Source organism: Rhodococcus sp. ARC_M6 (assembly GCF_022810305.1).
In the GTDB taxonomy this organism is placed as follows: Bacteria; Actinomycetota; Actinomycetes; order Mycobacteriales; family Mycobacteriaceae; genus Rhodococcus_F.
The window spans coordinates 96926-113785 of record NZ_JALGQH010000008.1 but is presented as its reverse complement, the minus strand read 5'-3'; the positions used below and the strand labels follow the sequence as shown (position 1 = coordinate 113785).

At 59.4% G+C, this 16860-nt stretch carries 13 protein-coding genes; 5 read left to right on the top strand and 8 right to left on the bottom strand.

The genetic code is table 11. From position 1 onward, the window contains the following. Window positions 1-33: 33 nt before the first annotated feature. Genes efeU through efeB form a run of 3 tightly spaced genes read left to right on the top strand, consistent with a single transcriptional unit; the run spans window position 34 to window position 3351 of the window. Window positions 34-924, top strand: a complete 891-nt coding sequence (efeU, locus tag MTX36_RS11795) for an iron uptake transporter permease EfeU (RefSeq protein ID WP_243620002.1) — start codon at window positions 34-36, stop codon at window positions 922-924. Window positions 925-938: 14 nt separating this feature from the next. Then, complete coding sequence (gene efeO / locus MTX36_RS11790) at window positions 939-2069, top strand: iron uptake system protein EfeO (protein ID WP_243619930.1); 1131 nt, start codon at window positions 939-941, stop codon at window positions 2067-2069. A gap of 1 nt (window position 2070) precedes the next feature. Further along, window positions 2071-3351, top strand: coding sequence for an iron uptake transporter deferrochelatase/peroxidase subunit (gene efeB, locus MTX36_RS11785; RefSeq protein ID WP_243619929.1), 1281 nt, complete (start codon window positions 2071-2073; stop codon window positions 3349-3351). 47 nt (window positions 3352-3398) lie between these two features. Here the strand turns inward: efeB and MTX36_RS11780 are convergent, their stop codons facing one another. Beyond that, on the bottom strand, window positions 3399-4685 hold the full coding sequence (locus MTX36_RS11780; RefSeq protein WP_243619928.1) for an Hsp70 family protein: 1287 nt from the start codon (window positions 4683-4685) through the stop codon (window positions 3399-3401). Between the two features lie 177 nt (window positions 4686-4862). Here MTX36_RS11780 and MTX36_RS11775 point away from each other — a divergent pair, with 177 nt between their 5' ends. Next, window positions 4863-6647 (top strand): alpha/beta hydrolase family protein, encoded by a 1785-nt coding sequence (locus MTX36_RS11775; RefSeq protein ID WP_243619927.1) that lies wholly within the window; start codon window positions 4863-4865, stop codon window positions 6645-6647. Between the two features lie 46 nt (window positions 6648-6693). Then, on the top strand, window positions 6694-7911 hold the full coding sequence (locus MTX36_RS11770; RefSeq protein WP_243619926.1) for a lipase family protein: 1218 nt from the start codon (window positions 6694-6696) through the stop codon (window positions 7909-7911). An 18-nt stretch (window positions 7912-7929) separates the two neighbouring features. On the opposite strand, the gene MTX36_RS29845 is transcribed toward MTX36_RS11770, so the two are convergent. The 7 genes from MTX36_RS29845 to MTX36_RS11740 form a co-directional block, all read right to left on the bottom strand. Further along, entirely contained in the window at window positions 7930-8736 is an 807-nt protein-coding gene (locus MTX36_RS29845; protein WP_279394506.1) for an endo-1,3-alpha-glucanase family glycosylhydrolase, read from the bottom strand. 7 nt (window positions 8737-8743) lie between these two features. Continuing rightward, window positions 8744-9427 (bottom strand): endo-1,3-alpha-glucanase family glycosylhydrolase, encoded by a 684-nt coding sequence (locus tag MTX36_RS29840; protein ID WP_308198219.1) that lies wholly within the window; start codon window positions 9425-9427, stop codon window positions 8744-8746. Window positions 9428-9480: 53 nt separating this feature from the next. Further along, window positions 9481-11292, bottom strand: coding sequence for a polysaccharide biosynthesis tyrosine autokinase (locus MTX36_RS11760; protein WP_243619925.1), 1812 nt, complete (start codon window positions 11290-11292; stop codon window positions 9481-9483). After that, window positions 11289-12680, bottom strand: a complete 1392-nt coding sequence (locus MTX36_RS11755) for a hypothetical protein (protein WP_243619924.1) — start codon at window positions 12678-12680, stop codon at window positions 11289-11291. The genes MTX36_RS11760 and MTX36_RS11755 overlap by 4 nt, the downstream gene beginning before the upstream one ends. Then, window positions 12680-13465, bottom strand: coding sequence for an SGNH/GDSL hydrolase family protein (locus MTX36_RS11750; protein ID WP_243619923.1), 786 nt, complete (start codon window positions 13463-13465; stop codon window positions 12680-12682). The genes MTX36_RS11755 and MTX36_RS11750 overlap by 1 nt, the downstream gene beginning before the upstream one ends. Further along, window positions 13462-14829: an oligosaccharide repeat unit polymerase gene (locus MTX36_RS11745; protein WP_243619922.1), complete on the bottom strand. Its 1368-nt coding sequence runs from the start codon at window positions 14827-14829 to the stop codon at window positions 13462-13464. Before MTX36_RS11745 ends, MTX36_RS11750 begins: the two co-directional genes overlap by 4 nt. A 131-nt stretch (window positions 14830-14960) precedes the next feature. Next, entirely contained in the window at window positions 14961-16235 is a 1275-nt protein-coding gene (locus tag MTX36_RS11740; RefSeq protein ID WP_243619921.1) for a hypothetical protein, read from the bottom strand. Window positions 16236-16860 lie beyond the last annotated feature (625 nt).

The window sequence follows — 16860 nt, the reverse complement described above, 5'->3', positions numbered from 1 at the left end:
ATCTCAGTTGTCCAGTCAGGAGTCCCCGTGTCAGTGTCGGTACTCGCTGCCGCCAGCACCCCCTCGGTTGCCACCCAGCTATTCGGCAGTGGCCTGATCGGGCTCCGCGAAGGCCTCGAAGCCGGCATCGTTGTCATGATCCTGGCCGCCTATCTGGTCAAGGCACAGCGCAAGGACGCGTTGAAATGGGTGTGGCTCGGCGTTCTCGCGGCTGTAGTGATGGTGGCGATCATCTTCTTTGCGATCCACTACGGAACCTCCACGGTCGACGGTCTGACTGCGGAAATCATCGCCGGCATCGCATCGTTGGTTGCCGTGGTGATCGTGACCGCGATGGTCCTGTGGATGCGAACCGCCGCCAAGAACATTTCCGGCGACCTCAAAGCCGGCATGGAGAAGGCACTCGTCGCCGGGCCTATCGCGATCCTGACTCTCGCGTTCTTCGCCGTCGGCCGCGAAGGCGTCGAGACGGCTCTCCTGATGGTGGGTTACGCCGAGAACACCGCCGGCAGTTCCTGGCCGCTCATCGGACTGCTGCTCGGAATTCTTGTGGCCGCCGTCCTGACCGTTGCCATGTACTTCGGGGCCCTCCGACTCAATCTCACGACGTTCTTCCGCTACACCGCAATCTTCCTCATCGTCGTAGCTGCCGGAATCCTCTCGTACGGTATTCGCGCCCTGCAGACCGGAAACGTCTTGCCGGGCGCTGGCAACTTCGCTTTCAACCTCACCGGCTACGACCCGTCCACCTGGTACGGCACGGTTCTGGCCGGCATCTTCAACTTCCGTCCCGACCCGACGGTTCTCCAGGCGTCGGCTTGGGTGATCTATCTCGTCGTTGTACTCGCGCTCTTCCTACGTCCGCAATCGTCACCGGCACCCGCCGCTGCGGCTATCTCTGCTTCCGAAACTCATGAATCCTGAGAGGCATTTCTCCGATGCGTAAATCCACCCTCGCGCTCATGGCGGCTGCGGCACTTCCCTTTTCACTTGTGGCGTGCACCGAGAAGTCGACGGCGAGCGACGGCGACGTCATCGTCACTGCCACCGACGACTCGTGCGACATCAGTGCCACCACCGGCACGACGGGCAAGACCACCTTCCAGGTAACGAACAACGGCTCGAAGGTCACCGAGTTCTACGTCTTCGCCGAGGGCGACCGAGCGATGGGTGAGGTCGAGAACATCGGCCCCGGCCTGCAGCGTCAGCTGATCGTCACACTCCCCGAAGCTGCGACGTACCAGCTTGCCTGCAAGCCCGGCATGGTCGGAACCGGTATCCGTCAGGACTTCGTCGTCACCGGCGATTCACAGGCAGCCACCGACGAAAGTGGTCAGCTCAAAGAGGCTGCCGACGGTTACCGCCGATACATTCGCAGCCAGATCGTGGCACTGCAGGACACCACCGCCCAGTTCGTCGCCGCGATCCAGGCCGGCAACATCGAGCAGGCCAAGGCCTTGTTCCCGATTGCTCGCACCTATTACGAGCGCATCGAACCCGAGGCCGAGAGCTTCGGCGAGCTCGATCCCAAGCTCGACCTGCGTGAGGCCGATCTCGAGCCGGGTCAGGTTTGGACCGGTTTCCACCGCCTCGAAAAGGACTTGTGGGTCACGGGAATTCAGCCAGACACCAATGCTGTCGCAGATCAATTGATCGTGGACATCCAATATTTGGCAGACCAGGTCAATGCCGAGGACTACTCGATCGATCCCACCAAGATCGCGGGCGACGCCCAGGGACTCCTCGACGAGATCTCGACATCCAAGATCAGTGGCGAGGAAGATATCTTCTCGCACACCGATCTCTGGGATTTCCAAGCCAATGTCGACGGTTCCCAGGCCGCGATCGCCGCATTGAACCCCATCCTGCAGGAACGTAACCCGGAACTCGCCCAGCGCATTTCGGATCGTTTTGCCGATCTCGACGCGACGCTGGCGCAGTTCCGCGTCGGCGACGGATTCGTGTTCTACGACACCGTCACCGAGGCTCAGCGCCAGGAACTCTCACGTAAGATCGATGCGCTCTCCGCCGAGGTCAGCCAGGTTCAGGAAGTAGTAGCGGGACAGTAATATGGTCGATTCATCCGAAGGCTCATCCGTTCCGGAAAACTCAGCACCACAAGGCCTTTCGCGGCGCCGATTGTTCGGTGCGGTAGGTGCCGGTGCCGTACTGGCCGGCGCGGGCGCCGTCGTCGGCCGAGTCACCGCTGACAACGACAACTCTGCCGATCACGATGATGTAGTCGCGTTTCGCGGCGACCATCAGGCCGGCATCTCGACGCCGGCGCAGGATCGCATGCACTTCGTGGCATTCGACGTGACCACAAAGTCACGCGACGAACTGATCGCGCTGCTGCAGACCTGGACTGCGATGGCAGAACGGATGACCAAGGGTGAAGAAGCAACCGAGGACGGCGCAACGGGCGACGGTCCGTATGCGCCGCCGAGCGACACCGGCGAGGCCCTCGACCTCGCGCCTTCGCAACTAACCCTGACCATCGGGTTCGGCCCGTCACTCTTCGACGACCGCTTCGGGCTGGCCGACAAGAAGCCCGCTGCACTGCTGGATCTTCCGCATTTTCGCGCCGACAACCTCGACCCGAATCGCAGCGGCGGCGACATCGCAATTCAGGCGTGTGCCAACGATCCGCAGGTAGCCGTCCACGCGATCCGCAACCTGGCCCGCGTCGCTTTCGGTACGGCCTCGGTGAAGTGGTCGCAACTCGGCTTCGGACGTACGTCGTCAACATCGACAGCTCAGGCAACTCCGCGAAACCTCTTCGGGTTCAAGGACGGAACTGCCAACATCAAGGCCGAAGACCCCGAAGTACTGAATGAGCACGTCTGGGTTGACGCCGCCGACGATCAAGAATGGATGGCCGGCGGATCATTCCTCGTCGCCCGTCGCATTCGAATGCTGATCGAGCAGTGGGACCGCGCCGTCCTCAAAGAGCAGGAAGCCGTCATCGGGCGCAACAAGCGCAGCGGAGCGCCCCTCGGCGGCAAAGACGAGTTCGACGAACTCGATCTCGATTCCAAGGTCGGACACGACTTTGTCATTCCCGATGATTCGCACGTCCGCCTTGCCTCCGCCCAGGAGCTGGGTGGAATCCAAATCCTGAGGCGCGGATACAACTTCACGGATGGTTCCGACGGATTCGGCCACCTCGATGCCGGATTGTTCTTTGTGGCTTACTGTCGCAATCCCGTCGAACAGTTTGTTCCGATGCAGCAAAACCTTTCGCGGCACGACGCTTTGAACGAATACATCCAGCACGTCGGTTCCGCTGTCTTTGCCTGCCCCGGCGGACTCAGCGAGGGCAAAAACTGGGGCTCGCAACTGTTTGGCTAATCAGATGGACGCCCGGGACGCGAGTCCATCAGCCCGAATCTTTCGAGTCAGTACTTCCAGGACAGCTCACGATAGGAGCGCGAGCGCGGCTCCGCCGCAGTCGTCGGATCGACAGCTTGCGCCGTAGTAGTCGGCGCTACTGAACTTACGACGCTCGACGCCCCAACCTGGGAAACGTCTGCCACTACATCGTCCGAGAACGGACGGAACACAAGCCAAGCGAGCATGCTGAGTACCGCTACGGCACTCATCGCAATTCCCAATACAATCGGAATTTTCGATTGACGACCACTGGACTGCACTCCCACAGATTCCGACGTAAGTTCGTCTGGATCCGCGACTTCGCCGGGTTCTGCAAAAATATCTGCCGGAATGTCCGCGCCGAAGTCATCGTCATCGTCCGACCGCGTCCAGGCGTGCACCGGATCAGCAACCTGCGCCGTCACGATCGGGATTGCGCGAGTTGGCACTTCACGGATACGCGCCCAGAGCGCCGCACCCTTACCGACTACGAGTTCAGGCTCGGCGGGACGGATAACCGGGATACGTAGTCTCCTGAGCACGACCTCGATCAGAGGGATTCTCGCACCGCCGCCGACCATCACAACGACGTCCGGTCGTCGTTCCGCTTGCAATGCGACCTCGTTGATCGTGGACATCGAGGCGATAACAGGGTCACGAACGACTTCCTCGAAATCGAAACGGGTCAACACGACCGGACTCGACTCCGATTCACGATATTCGAGCGTCCTCGACAAAGCTTCCTTGACAGTTCGGCCATATTCGGGCAAGTCCACGATCACACCGCTACCCTCGGGACCAGCGTCGATTGCACTGTTGCGCAGCTGATCAGCAACCAACTGGTCGAGCAGGTCGCCACTGAGTTCCGTCGTGCGGATGGAACTCAGCATGCGCCCAGTTGCGATATCGACGACAGATACCGTCAAACCCGTTTTCCCGAGGTCGTAGACCAGGAGGTTGCGAAACCCCCTCACCGCTCCCGATGCGCTGACGAACTCGAGTACAGCTTCCGCTTCGGAAACCAGGCGGAAGTCAGAGAGCCCCGCCGACCTCAGTTCCGCCGCGACAGTGGCCGCGAAACGGCTGGGACTCGCAATCACCATCGGCGGCCCACCGGGTCGACTCAGGTCAACGGCAGCGACGGCCGCCACTCGCTGCGGCGATGAGCCATCCGCTGGAAGCGAACGGGACGAGAATCGCGGCTCGCCTGAGCCGAGTTGCTCGGTGAGCCTTCCGCTTTCGGGCAATTCGTCAACAATTCGGATAATTCGGACCGAACCCTCACCGACGGAAAACCCAAAGGCAGTACTCATCACACACTCTCATTTCGGACCAAACTGCGGGATATGCAACTCTTTACCATCTTGCGGTATGTTAATTCCCAGCAAAGAGTACCGGAAGACTGTTTGCCTTTAACCCCGCGACCAACGGGCACTACGCACAACGGTCCGCCAGACACGTCGAATACCAGTCTGAACAAGAGGTTCACAGTGAACAAGAACGCATTGGCAACTCACCAATCTCGGGCCACTGGACTCACGACCGCGACGTCAACTGCATCACCTGGATCGAAGGACCCACTGTCGTCGACGCCGACGTTCGAGACGTGGTTCGGTCCGGACCAGTCCCCTCTGTTCGGAAGCGTGCACGTTGCCGCCGGCGCTCGGGCGCGGGGCGGCATCGTCATTTGTCCACCACTGGCCAAAGAACACATCTCCACCTACCGCGGCATGCGGCAATTAGCTGAGCAACTCGCCGACGCCGGATTCATGGTCCTTCGGTTCGAATACCTCGGACAAGGCGACTCCTCCGGAGGCCAGAACGATCCGAATGCGGTGCAGCACTGGATCGACAGCGTTGAACATGCCGTTCGCTACCTACACGATTCCGGCGTCGTCGAGGTCGGAATCGTCGGACTCCGCGCCGGAAGTTTGATCGCCGCCAACGCTGCATCCCGCTTGGGCCCGCTGAGGACGCTAGTCCTGTGGGACCCCGTACCGACAGGTCGAGCGTACGTCCGGGAACAAACCGCGTTCTACCGAATGTCTATGGGAGAAGACCCTTCCGATGACGGCATCGTCTCGTTCATCGGTGGTACCTACGCACCGGAAGCAGTGGAGGCGCTCGCGAAACTCAAGATCGACCCCACTGCGATCGGTACCCCTCATGCAGCGCTGATAGTTCAGCGGAGCGAACAGGTAAGTTCCGAGCGCCTGCGAAAACTCACGAACGCACTGGGCGCCGATACGCAGACCGTCGCCCACCAAGAAGCCTTTGTTTCGCCAAGCAGCTTCGTGATGTCGGTGCCCACCAAAGACATCCAGCAGATCACGAACTGGATTTCGGAGAAGTTCCCGACAAGTTCAATGCCAGTCACCCCTCGGATCCGCGCCAAGGCGACGGTGGGGTGGTCACCCGACGGCGAGCCCGTATACGAAACGCTGGAACGCAGAGGAGCAGGCAACCTCCTGACCATCGTCACTACCCCCGCAACCGAGACCACATCTGACACAGTCGTATGGCACAGCACCGCCAGCGAGCATCGAATCGGACCGGCTCGATTGTGGGTTGAACAAGCCCGGGAACTTGCAGCCTCGGGAGTACGAAGCGTGCGCTTCGACAGGCGCGGCACCGGCGACAGCGGGATGGTTGCCGACAACGAGAGCACGCCCGCCGTCGAGGCATCCGCTCGTGTCGATGCACTCGATCTGGTTGATGCACTGGATATTCCATCACACAACCGGCTTCATGTCGGACTGTGCTCCGGCGCCTGGCTGAGCGCATACACAGCCGACCAACGTGGCGGAGCAGCAGTCGTATTGATCAACAACGTCAATTGGTCGTTGCAGAATCTCCGATTGCCAATTCGGAAAGCACAGATCGACGCTCTCGAATCAAAATGGATGGACAAGGCATTTTTTGTGCTGCGCGCAATTCGCAACTTCGGCCGCCGCCTCCAATCTGCGCTCCCCTATCGGGTATGGCTGACATTGAGTAATGCCGGATATGCCAATGCGCCAGAATCACTACTTCGACAACTCGACAAGAAGAACATCCACGCGACAGTCGTGCTGTCACCTGAGGATCTCGCTGCATTCAACGCCAATCGCGGAGAGACCGGCATGACTCGAATGCGTTCGGCTGGAATTGATTCCAACATCCACTCCTACGCATTCGGCGACCACACACTGTACGAGCGTGAGATCCGGACTGCGGCCCGCACTGAGATCGTCCGGGTTGCAGTCGACACTTTCCATCTTCGGTCAAGCTCCTGATAACTCCCGCGCTACTACGGCATTCGATCCTGATCGGCATTATTTGATGCAAAAAACTTTGCGGTACATCGGCATTGCAGTGTCCCTGGCCGCTGTTGTCGCGGCCTGTAGTCAACCGATCCCGACCTCGCACACCCCGACCCCGAAATCACCCACCGAAGTTCGCGCACTTCCACCGGTGTCGGACGCCGCTCGCGGTGGCCGCGGAACGCTGGTGGATTCGACGCCCTTCACCGACATCGACCCGACACTCACGGCTACCGGCGCAACAGCCACACGCATTACGTACCAGTCAACGTCGGGTGTGGACGGTAGTCCGGTTCGCTTATCGGGCAGCGTCTTCCGACCAGCGGGGCCGGCCCCGGAAGGTGGCTGGAATGTGGTGTCTTTCGGACACGGCACACCAGGATCTTCGCCGGAATGCGGTCCCTCGCGGCACCCCGACCTCTTGGGCTACCGAGACGCCATCGCCTCGTTCATGAAGCTCGGCGTTGTGGCTGTCATGACCGACTATCAGGGTCTCGGAGTCGCCGACGGACAGCGCCGCTACCTTGAACCCGACAGCGCCGGCTACAACATCATCGACGCGGTCCGCGCTGCACGCGCCGTCGTCCCGGAGTCCTCGACCAAGTGGGCGGCTCTCGGCGTCACCGAAGGTGGCCAAGCCGTGTGGTCAGCCGCAGAGCTAGCCGACTACTACGGCACCGGACTGGACTTCGTGGGAGCCGTTGCCCTCTCACCCGTCCTGGATCTCACACAGATAGCCGAACTCTCCGTGACCAACTGGCTCACTCGCGATCAACAGCTTCTGATGCCATTCCTGATCGAAGGATTTCAATCCGCCCATCCCGAAGTGAACCCGGACGACTACCTACACGGCGTGTTGGCTTCCGACCGCCCGATGTGGGTCTCATGTACAGGCCCTTTGGTCCAGAAGCGTGCGCAGTCAATCGGATCCATCAATCCTGGCGACACCACACCGGTGTCCGCAGAAGCCGCTGACATGTTCAAATCGTGGCTCTCGGATATTGCGCTCCCCCGGCGCACAGCATCAGGGCCCATGCTCGTGATCAACGGCAGCGAAGATACTTTGATCCGTCCGGTCTGGGTCCGAGACGCAATCGCGACTGCCTGCGAATACGGTGACACGATCCAACACATCGTCCGCCTCGGTCAAACTCACTACAACCTCGATGCCGGCGGCGAAACTGCGACCTGGGTGATGCAACGATTCGCGGGAGAACCTGCGCCGTCCGACTGCTGAGGGTCGATGAGCGGTCACTCAGCGCCGACTCGAATCGACCAGATACTCCAAGTTCTGATTGAACGGAGCGGCAGTAACAGCGCGGTGCGAAGCTACGCGCGCAACCTCGTCCCGCCCTCGAATCACCGTCACCACTATTGTCCCAACCTCCAAGGGGACTACACATGATCCGATGCCTGCCGGAACCCGACACTCAGCGGTCGTCGTCCCCACCGTCACCGCGACGGTCGCAGCTTCAGTGAGAACAGTGACCACTTCAATGATGTCGCGAGCGGGAGAGGACCCGTCGCGCAGTGTCATCGGCGCCGACGACGGATTCACCGGAACGGCCGATATCGGATGCGAACGATAAACGAGGTACGCGGTATCACGCACAATTTTCGGTGGTGTGCCGGTTCGGAACCAGTACAGCCAGTACGCATTCAGATCGAGGAGTGCTCGCCCATGCCCGGCACTCGATGCAAAAGAAGTACCTTCGCTGTAGTCGTTCCAGGTTGTCAGTTGAACCCAATCACTGTCGGATTCGAGCGCGATCTTCCAGGTGTCGCGCAGATTCCGGCTGTTCTCCGCCTCGTCGAAAATCGACTGGCTCGGACGGACGTCCTGAAACGACACCGGCTGCATCCAGATCTTGCCCAAGTCGTGCGCTTCGGCAGCCGCGCCCATCGATGAGCCGGGACCAACAGAATCAACCAAGTTCGTCGCTGGACTTCGATTGCCCCAGTTCGACATTCCGTAGCTGATCGGCGCAAATTCGTCCTGATATGCCGCGGCATCCAGGAAAACCGGAACCAGGGCAACGTCGACGCCGTGCTGACCCTTCATTGCCGAGTTAAATTGCGACCACCACGAGACGGGTTTGTTCTCGGCCAAGGAAAGGTGAAACGACCAGCCTGCCATCAGGCAACGTGAACACCGAAGGATTTGACGCATACTGCGCCATGTCGGTTGCCAATTCTTCTGGTGTCATGTCTTTGACCGCCCCATTCATATCGGGCATCAACATGATCTTGAAAGAAGGGTCCACAGTAGCTGCCGCCCGCATGAGCGCGGCAGGAACTCCTGCGCCCCACCAAGTCTCATCGGTAGAACGTGTCATGATGTCCACCGAGAATCCGTCAATCCCGGCGGCCTTTGCCTGCCGGACCTCCGCCTCGAGGTCTCGTTGACGCCATTGACTGTCGGCAAGGGGCGACCGCGGTGTAGGTCGGTCTCGTAGTAGTCCGGCGTAAGCGGCGTGTGCGTTGTCCTCGCCGTTCACCGACAAGTACTGTGTCGCATAATAGTCCTGTGCAGAATCCGCATTGTCGATTGAGATCGGGTACGGCGGAAAGTAGTGCGCAAACACCAGTTTGCTGCTTTCTCCGGCACCATTGGGAGGGTCGAAAGGCATCGCAAGCGAATCCCCGCCGACGGAGGTACCTTCGCCGCCTGCCCGGGGCGACAATTCGAGCGTCACCGACACATAGCCGCACAACAAGGCTCCGATGCCGACGAGGGCGAGCCACAGGCGCACCGACTGCCGCCACCGCGTGCCCGATGTGCGCGGCCTTTTCAAAGACACACGACTCACTCGTCGGAAGCCATCGCTGAATCAGTTGTTGCGTCAGACCGCGACGCTTTCTTTGCCCGGGTCACCGCTGACTGGACCGACTGAGCCGGCCCCTTCGAATCCGATTCGGATTTGCGTCGCGCGTCGGCGAGCTGATCACGTCTGATCGCCACCGTTGGCGGATCGATATCCGAACGTGTGTAGCGTTTCACGGGTTCAGCCGGCGCCCAATCGTCGAGGTCTTCGGCCGCAGCCATCGAACGTCCCGACTTCGACGAATCATTGTGGGTTGGAGAAATATCCGCACGCTCATCCACAACTGGCGCCACGATAGGCTGTTCGGCGCGCTCGTCCGCTGGCGGCCAATGCGCGCTCTGAGCGGCAGCGGGGGCCATGCCCGACTCGTCGTCGACATTCTGCGACGGACTCTTTTTTGACAGCTCCGTCGAATGATCCTGTGCAACGGTAGCTTCGACGATCGTTGCGGCATCACTCCCGTGACCGATCGCTGCGGTACGCGGCAGTCGTGCACCGACCAGAACTGATCCCACAATCCGAGAACCTGCGCTTCGCAAGACGCCAGCAGCACGTGCGACGGTAGTCGTAGTGCCGATTTCTCGTCGGCTCACGATCAAAGCGCCGTCGACCCTCGCCGCCAACGACGCTGCGTCCGCGAAGTTCAAGACCGAAGGTGCAACTAGTACCACGTATTCATATCGCCTCGACAGGTCTGCCAGCAGATCGGTCATCGCCGAGGACGCGAGATCGTCGACAGCACCTTCCCGACGAGATCCCGCGGCGATGAATGTAATTCGGCGATCCTGCAATTCGACTTCGACCTGCGAAACCTCGAAAGCCCCACCAAGAATGTCCGATAGTCCCAATCCGTTGTTGACCCGGAGGTACCCCGCCAAGGCCGCAGCGCGCAGATCCGCATCAACGAGTATCACTCCACGCCCCGCCTCGCCAAGTGCCAAGGCCAACGACGCCGCCACTTCTCCGGCGCCTTCCTCGGGCGACGGACTTGCGACTACAAGCGTTCGCGGCGGGTTGTCCACGTCCATGAACTCGATATTGGTCCGAAGTTTTCGTGATGCTTCCGCATACGCCGAATCGGATTCGACACCGAAATCCAGCGCTTCGATACGCCGTGCAGCAACGGCCGGAAGTACGCCGACCACCGGCGCCTGCGCCGCTTCCGCCAACACGTCTGCAGTTCGGATGGACTTGTCGAATCGACGCATCAGCCACCACAGAAGTCCGCCGACGGCGACGCCGGCAAACAATCCGATGATTACATTGCTGACAGGTTTGACACTGGTCACTGCCTCGGTTGGATCTGCGTTACCCACTACCGACACCAGCATGCTGGCAGCGCCGCCCCCGTTTGGCTTCTCCAGCTGCCCAACATATTTCGCGAAGTTCGACGCATAAGCGTTGGCAATGTCTGCGGCGCCTTGGGCGGACTCAGCAGCCACGGTGACGTCAAGCAGAACAGTCTTATCGATCGGAGTAGCAGTGACGGCCGAAACGAGCTCGTGAGGGCTCACCGCCAGTCCCAGGTCATCTTTGACTTTAACCGCGATCGCTTCGCTCTTGAATAGGTATGCGTATGTCGATGCCCTCTGCTGCGAGAAGGAATCGCCTTGCAACGCACCCGCAGAGTCTGCACTGGCCGGCGATCCGATAAACAAAGTTGTTGTTGCCGAATATGTTTGAGGCGTTATAGCGGACATGACGCCCGCAATCAGCAACCCGAACAGTGCACACACGGCGACTACCCAACCGCGAAGCATCCAGCGTTTGAGTTTGAGATAAGAATTTGTCATGTGTTGACTCCCCGTGTGGTGCGTGAAGTAGTCCGAGCGCTACTAACGAACGCATCGGTCGACTCCGATTGTCGAAATGGATCTGGTGCAGCGATGTAATCGAACTGATGCTCGGACTGCGACCTCGAACGAATGAGTACCGAGCCAACCACCCGTGCTCCGACGGTGTGGAACCCGTCGAATGTTTGCATGAGGTCGTCAATTCGCGAAATGCCCTCGGATGCGACGACCAGAACCGCATCGCTGCGCTTTCCCAGGACAGCAGCATCGTTGCTGGCGAGGAACCCTGGAATATCGAGGACCACCAGATCAAATCTGTGCCGCAGGTCGTCGAGTATTGCCTGCATGTTCCGCGATTCCAGCAGGCCGGAGACTACGCCGGGAACATCTCCGGTTTCGATCACGTAACCGTGCCCCGGTGTCGGCTCGGTAACTACATCGTCGACAGATGCGCTTCCGCGCAGCACGTCGGCCAACCCGCGACTCCCCTGGCCGGAGTTACCCCGAATACCGCAGTGCACGTGGATTGTTCGCAGCCCAGTTTCGGCCGTTGCACGAACCAGTCCGCGAGCGACTGCTGAAGTAGAGGCGTCAGGAAGCGGGCTGGATACAGCAAGTATCCCGGTGGAGAACTGCGTCCCGAGATATTCGAGATTGAACCGCAGCCTTGATGCCGCGGCCTCGCCAACCATCCGCGCTTCGTCGCCGAACGTCGCAAGAACCGGCAACGAGGAAATCGTGGCCAACTCGAGTGCGGTGTGCACACGCCTTGATGTTCTCGCGGCGACGACGGCGATGGAAACTCCCGCCAGCAGGCCCAGAACTCCCCCGCCACCGACAAGGAGTCCCGTCCGCGGCTCTGACGGGCCGCCGGACAGCCTTGCACTGTCCACGACTATCGGTTGAATAACGGGAATCAATGTCCCACTTGGTGTTTCCAACTTCTCGATCGACTCTGTCATTTCGACGGTTAATGCGTTCGCCAGATCCTGCGCTCTCTCCGGGGAGGCCGCCATCGCTGTCAGTTCAATCATTACGGTGTCGGGTACGACTCGAAAGTCGAGCGAGTCGGTATCCGGAACATCTGCCGGCGCTGTGCCGAGACGTTCCTCGACTCGCAATCGGAAGTCTTCGCCTTCAGACAGCCTGAGATAGCTAGCCGCTCGGAGTTGTGAAAACTCGTTACCTCGATACGGACTCGACTCGGAGTTGCTCATGACGACCGGTGTGCCCCACCCCGGTGTCGCTAAAAAGATACGCGAGACGGATTCGTATCGCGGCGTACTCAACGCCGAAATGACCAGACCACCGATAAGCCCGATCATGACCTGAATGACCACGTAGAGCCAACGCCGGCGCAGCACCCGCAGGTAGGCAGCGAATTCCATTACCCGAGACCCCCGTTTGAACTTCCAGGTGTGATGATCTGCGCGAGCTCCAATGATTCCTCCAGCTTGGCCGCGATGTAAGAATTTCCCAGCGCATTCGGATGAACATGATCCTCGATCTGCATCGCGTCGATGTCTGCCCCGACAAACCACTTCTCGGCATAAGGGTTGAGCACCTTGGCGCCGAATGACTTTGCGATCGCACTGATCCCACTGATGAGGTCCGAGTCATCGGAGGGGGAGGCTGCCTGCATAAAGAACGGCACGATGATCACGAGTTTCGCGTCCGGCCATGCTTCATGGAGGGCTGCGATGTAGGTGCGGATAGCCTCCATCAGTAGGTCCAGGTCCACGGGGAAGTCGTTACGTCCACCGTCGACGATGATCACGTCCGCCTTGTACGTCTGGATCGACGCCGGCAACCTGTCGATGAACCTCTTGGTAGGGACCTGCATTTCAGGAGCACCTGCGTTGAGGTATCCCGTGCTGCCTTGTGCATCGATGTTGCAATACCAACCCAATTCGGCACACACGATTCTGGGATACGCGGCGGGGCCTTGAGTGAAGGAGTCACCTATCCACAGCGCGGAAGGACGTGCGGAGTGAACCGCGAGACGTGAAATCGGCACATCTTGTGACTCGACCAAAGCTTTGAGCGTTTGCGTTTCGTGCGCACGGTCTATTGCTACCAGCGTGGAAGTCGAGACCACAAGCGCCACAAGTAAAAACAGTGTCGCGATGGCCCAAGCGGACAGATTGTTGACCAACTTCCGGGCGAAAGTCATATCGATCCTCCATTGGCCGTACGACGCCAATCAGTCACGAACACAGCGCATCCGACGATCACGAGAAGGTACGGCATCGCCTGCAGCAGCGATCCACGCATCAGAATGATCAGGTAAAACGGAAGAATACAAGCAAAAACCGACGGCGATCGCGACGCTCGCAGCACTATCTCAATCTTTCGATCTTGCACTCCGGCAACAAGTCCAAGCGCAAACATCCCCAGAACCAACAGTACCCATCCCCCGTTGATGAACAACTCCGCCCAGAATGGCGCCGACAGATTTTTTACGACATATCCACGACTGTCCGCCAGGAGGATGCCCGTATCGAATGCCTTATCCGGCCAGATCGAACGCGGCACCCAGAACAGAAGAACGCCGAGCGCCTGCTTTCCATCAGTGAAACCGTGATTTTGAATATAGAGCACAGTGTTGTTTATCTGTGCAAATGCGTCGTAGTCCGGTGACGTGAGCGACTCGAGAGGCGAGCTGGTCTTGAGTTGCGCGGAGGAACTGTATCGAAATGCATCCAGAGCCGGGAATACCAGTACAAGCGCAGCAACGGCACTCAGGGCGACAAATCGAAACCGATTGGCAGTGGAGAAAAGTCCGAAGAGCGCCGCCACTGCCAAAGCAGCCGTTCCGAACAGGTAGCGAGGACTCGAAATCGGGTTCAGCGTGATCAGTAGTGTCGCCCCGAGAACAACGATGACGATGATGAGCGCCTTGTCCGGGCGTTGCGCGGCATCCCAATACTTCACGATGGCAATAAAGGACACCAGAAGCGTCATCATCGCAACTGCCACGATAATGCTCGCGACGGTCGACTCACCCAGCACATCCTGACCACGTTCACTGACCGCGCTCCGGCTTTCCAGCAGCGTTCCGACGCCGATCTTCGAAATGTAGTAGGCGTTGACAATCAGTGCAAATAGCGAAAGAACAAGCGTACGAACGAGATTGATACGCGGGTTGGTCACCCTGGTAAAACGCGACGTGGCCAGTCTGGACCATAGCTTTCTGGCCGCCACCAAACCGCCGAAGAATGCCAGGAGTCCGATGAGCACGATCACGATCGCGGTCCAGACCAGCGCCGGATCGATACGCGGAGACGTTGCCGGATCAACGCGCATACGAAGCTGGGTCAGCGGCGCCAGCCCCATAAACACATAGGTGAACACCCAAAACGACATCTCGACCAGTCGTCGATACCCCTCGCCGACAATCCAGGCATAACGCAATCCGCCGGCAGTGGTGATGGCCAAAGGACCCAGCCACACGTGTGTCGGCGGCGCCGGCGTGAAAGCAACGATAATTCCCGGAACGACGACAACCATGAGCACTGCGGTCCACGTCGCTAACAATGGCGCACCAAGTTTCGAGTGAACCTGCCTCCGAGATCCCGTGAAATGAAGTGGCGGTGCCGGATCAAGTGGCGGTGCCGAGCGATCAGAAACTGCGGGACTGATGGTCCCCTCGCTCTGCTTAGACAACGTCATGACGGGCTACCGATCAGTCGACCGACGGCGGTGCCCGCCGGTGTGCCAGCCACTTGACCAGTGGTGATTCGGTGTTCCCTCAGAACCTGGAGCACAAGCCCAAGTCCGATCAGTGTTGCCGAGAGCGCCAGACCAATGGCGACTCCCACGGCCGTCTTCGACACCGCAGCCGCCACCGTACAGATGACGACTGACGTGCAGGTCTGGATTATGCGGTATTTCAACAACTTCGAGCTGGCACCCTGCGCGCGATAATAGTTGTAGACGGCTGAGATCCAGCATATCGCCGCATATTCGAGGCCAAGGAAGGGCAGAACATGCAGCGCTACCTCCCACGAGTCGCCAAGCAACATACGCCCGAGAACATCAGGTGCGAACGGCGCCAGAAATCCGATGGTCATGGCTGAAGCAGAGGTGATCCACGCTGCCAGCGCCAGGGTGCGCCACACCTGTTTTGCACTGTGCCCCGCTCGTATCGACTCCGGAATGACGATCAGTGGCAGTGAACTGATGAGAACAGCAAAGGGACCAAGAACCGTCACGGCGCCGCGAAGCGACGCTGCCGCCTCTGTTCCGATGTAGACGGTCGATACCGACACAACAATAATTGCGCCCAATTGATCGATCCCCGCCTCGACTCCGAATCGGACCCGATGGCGCCAATACAAACGAGCCCAAGCGACGACGCCGCGAAATTGAGGTCTGGTCTTCAACGCAATTGCGAGATAGATGAGCGCCAGGAAGCCTGCCCCGCTCCAGATCCAGATCATCTGTGGGATGGTGAGCGCGTCAGGTCTAACCCACGACAGAACTAGGACACCGAAGGCGATCACGGCCCACAGTCCGTCGCTGCAGAAAGCGTGTTTCGGTTCGCCACGCGACATTGCCGAGAATCGCAACGCGTCCTGACACAGGACGATCGGAGCTGCTACTGCATACGCAATTCCCACTGCCGGTTCATCCAATGCAAGTGACACGGCCAGTGCGATGGCGCCCACGCCGACGCCCAATATTGCTGCGGCGCCAGCGGCGAACTTGGATTCTTCGCGAATCGATTGATGAGAATTGGCGCTCATGAGTAGCAGCGGAGTGCCGGCGGCGCCGCGAACAAATCCCAGGGCTGCTGTGATGATCGAGAAGACCAAGACTGCAAGACCGAAAGCAGTGACCGAGGATGGCCCGGCCATCGCGAACAAGATGACAGCGTTGCTGACGCTCGACAGAACTTGGTCACCGGCGCTGTAAACGACCCGTAGGCGCACATTACTCATTCGGACTTCACCACCCCTCCGCGGATACATCGATTTCGAGAACGTCCAGGCCGAGTCGTCAAACGTGTGTAGGCCTGACTTCACTCCACGGTTCACAATTGGGACAATCAGAACAGACTGAAAGTTTGTTTACTAAAGGGTAACCGACCACGGTTCGCGCGTCGAACCAGTGAACCCCATCCGAGGGTATCGAAGCCAAGGCGGGCGCCGGTGTTCGCGCATCTTCAGATCGGGACCCTACGGACAAGTGTGACGAATTATCGTCTTGTACATGGCTATCGCGATCCAAAGGCGGAGCATGCCGTGTCTACAACCTGACATATTGAAGAGCGGCGCAATCGAGCGTGGAATTGAACACAGTCGGCCATTCTGGTGAATCCGCATCGACCGTCCACAGATTGGCAAATCGTGGGTTAACCACGACGTATATCGCCAACGCACACCGAAGTGCTCACGAAATCCGACGGTTTGTATGCCACCAGCGCCTGGCCATCGGTTGAAAAACAACCAACATGCGGCTTAAATGGCCTAAACAAACCTGAAGATTGTTTAAAACGTGGGTTTACCGGACTTGGAGGTTCGTCATCGGCACACCGACTGATCGGCTACACAACAGCGCCCGGAG

Bases quoted from the DNA above. Each gene is read 5' to 3' on its own strand.
- efeO (WP_243619930.1), top strand. From the start codon at position 939: ATGCGTAAATCCACCCTCGCGCTCATGGCGGCTGCGGCACTTCCCTTT.
- efeB (WP_243619929.1), top strand. From the start codon at position 2,071: ATGGTCGATTCATCCGAAGGCTCATCCGTTCCGGAAAACTCAGCACCA.
- MTX36_RS11780 (WP_243619928.1), bottom strand. From the start codon at position 4,685: ATGAGTACTGCCTTTGGGTTTTCCGTCGGTGAGGGTTCGGTCCGAATT.
- MTX36_RS11770 (WP_243619926.1), top strand. From the start codon at position 6,694: ATGCAAAAAACTTTGCGGTACATCGGCATTGCAGTGTCCCTGGCCGCT.
- MTX36_RS29845 (WP_279394506.1), bottom strand. From the start codon at position 8,736: ATGAAGGGTCAGCACGGCGTCGACGTTGCCCTGGTTCCGGTTTTCCTG.
- MTX36_RS11760 (WP_243619925.1), bottom strand. From the start codon at position 11,292: ATGACAAATTCTTATCTCAAACTCAAACGCTGGATGCTTCGCGGTTGG.
- MTX36_RS11755 (WP_243619924.1), bottom strand. From the start codon at position 12,680: ATGGAATTCGCTGCCTACCTGCGGGTGCTGCGCCGGCGTTGGCTCTAC.
- MTX36_RS11750 (WP_243619923.1), bottom strand. From the start codon at position 13,465: ATGACTTTCGCCCGGAAGTTGGTCAACAATCTGTCCGCTTGGGCCATC.
- MTX36_RS11740 (WP_243619921.1), bottom strand. From the start codon at position 16,235: ATGAGTAATGTGCGCCTACGGGTCGTTTACAGCGCCGGTGACCAAGTT.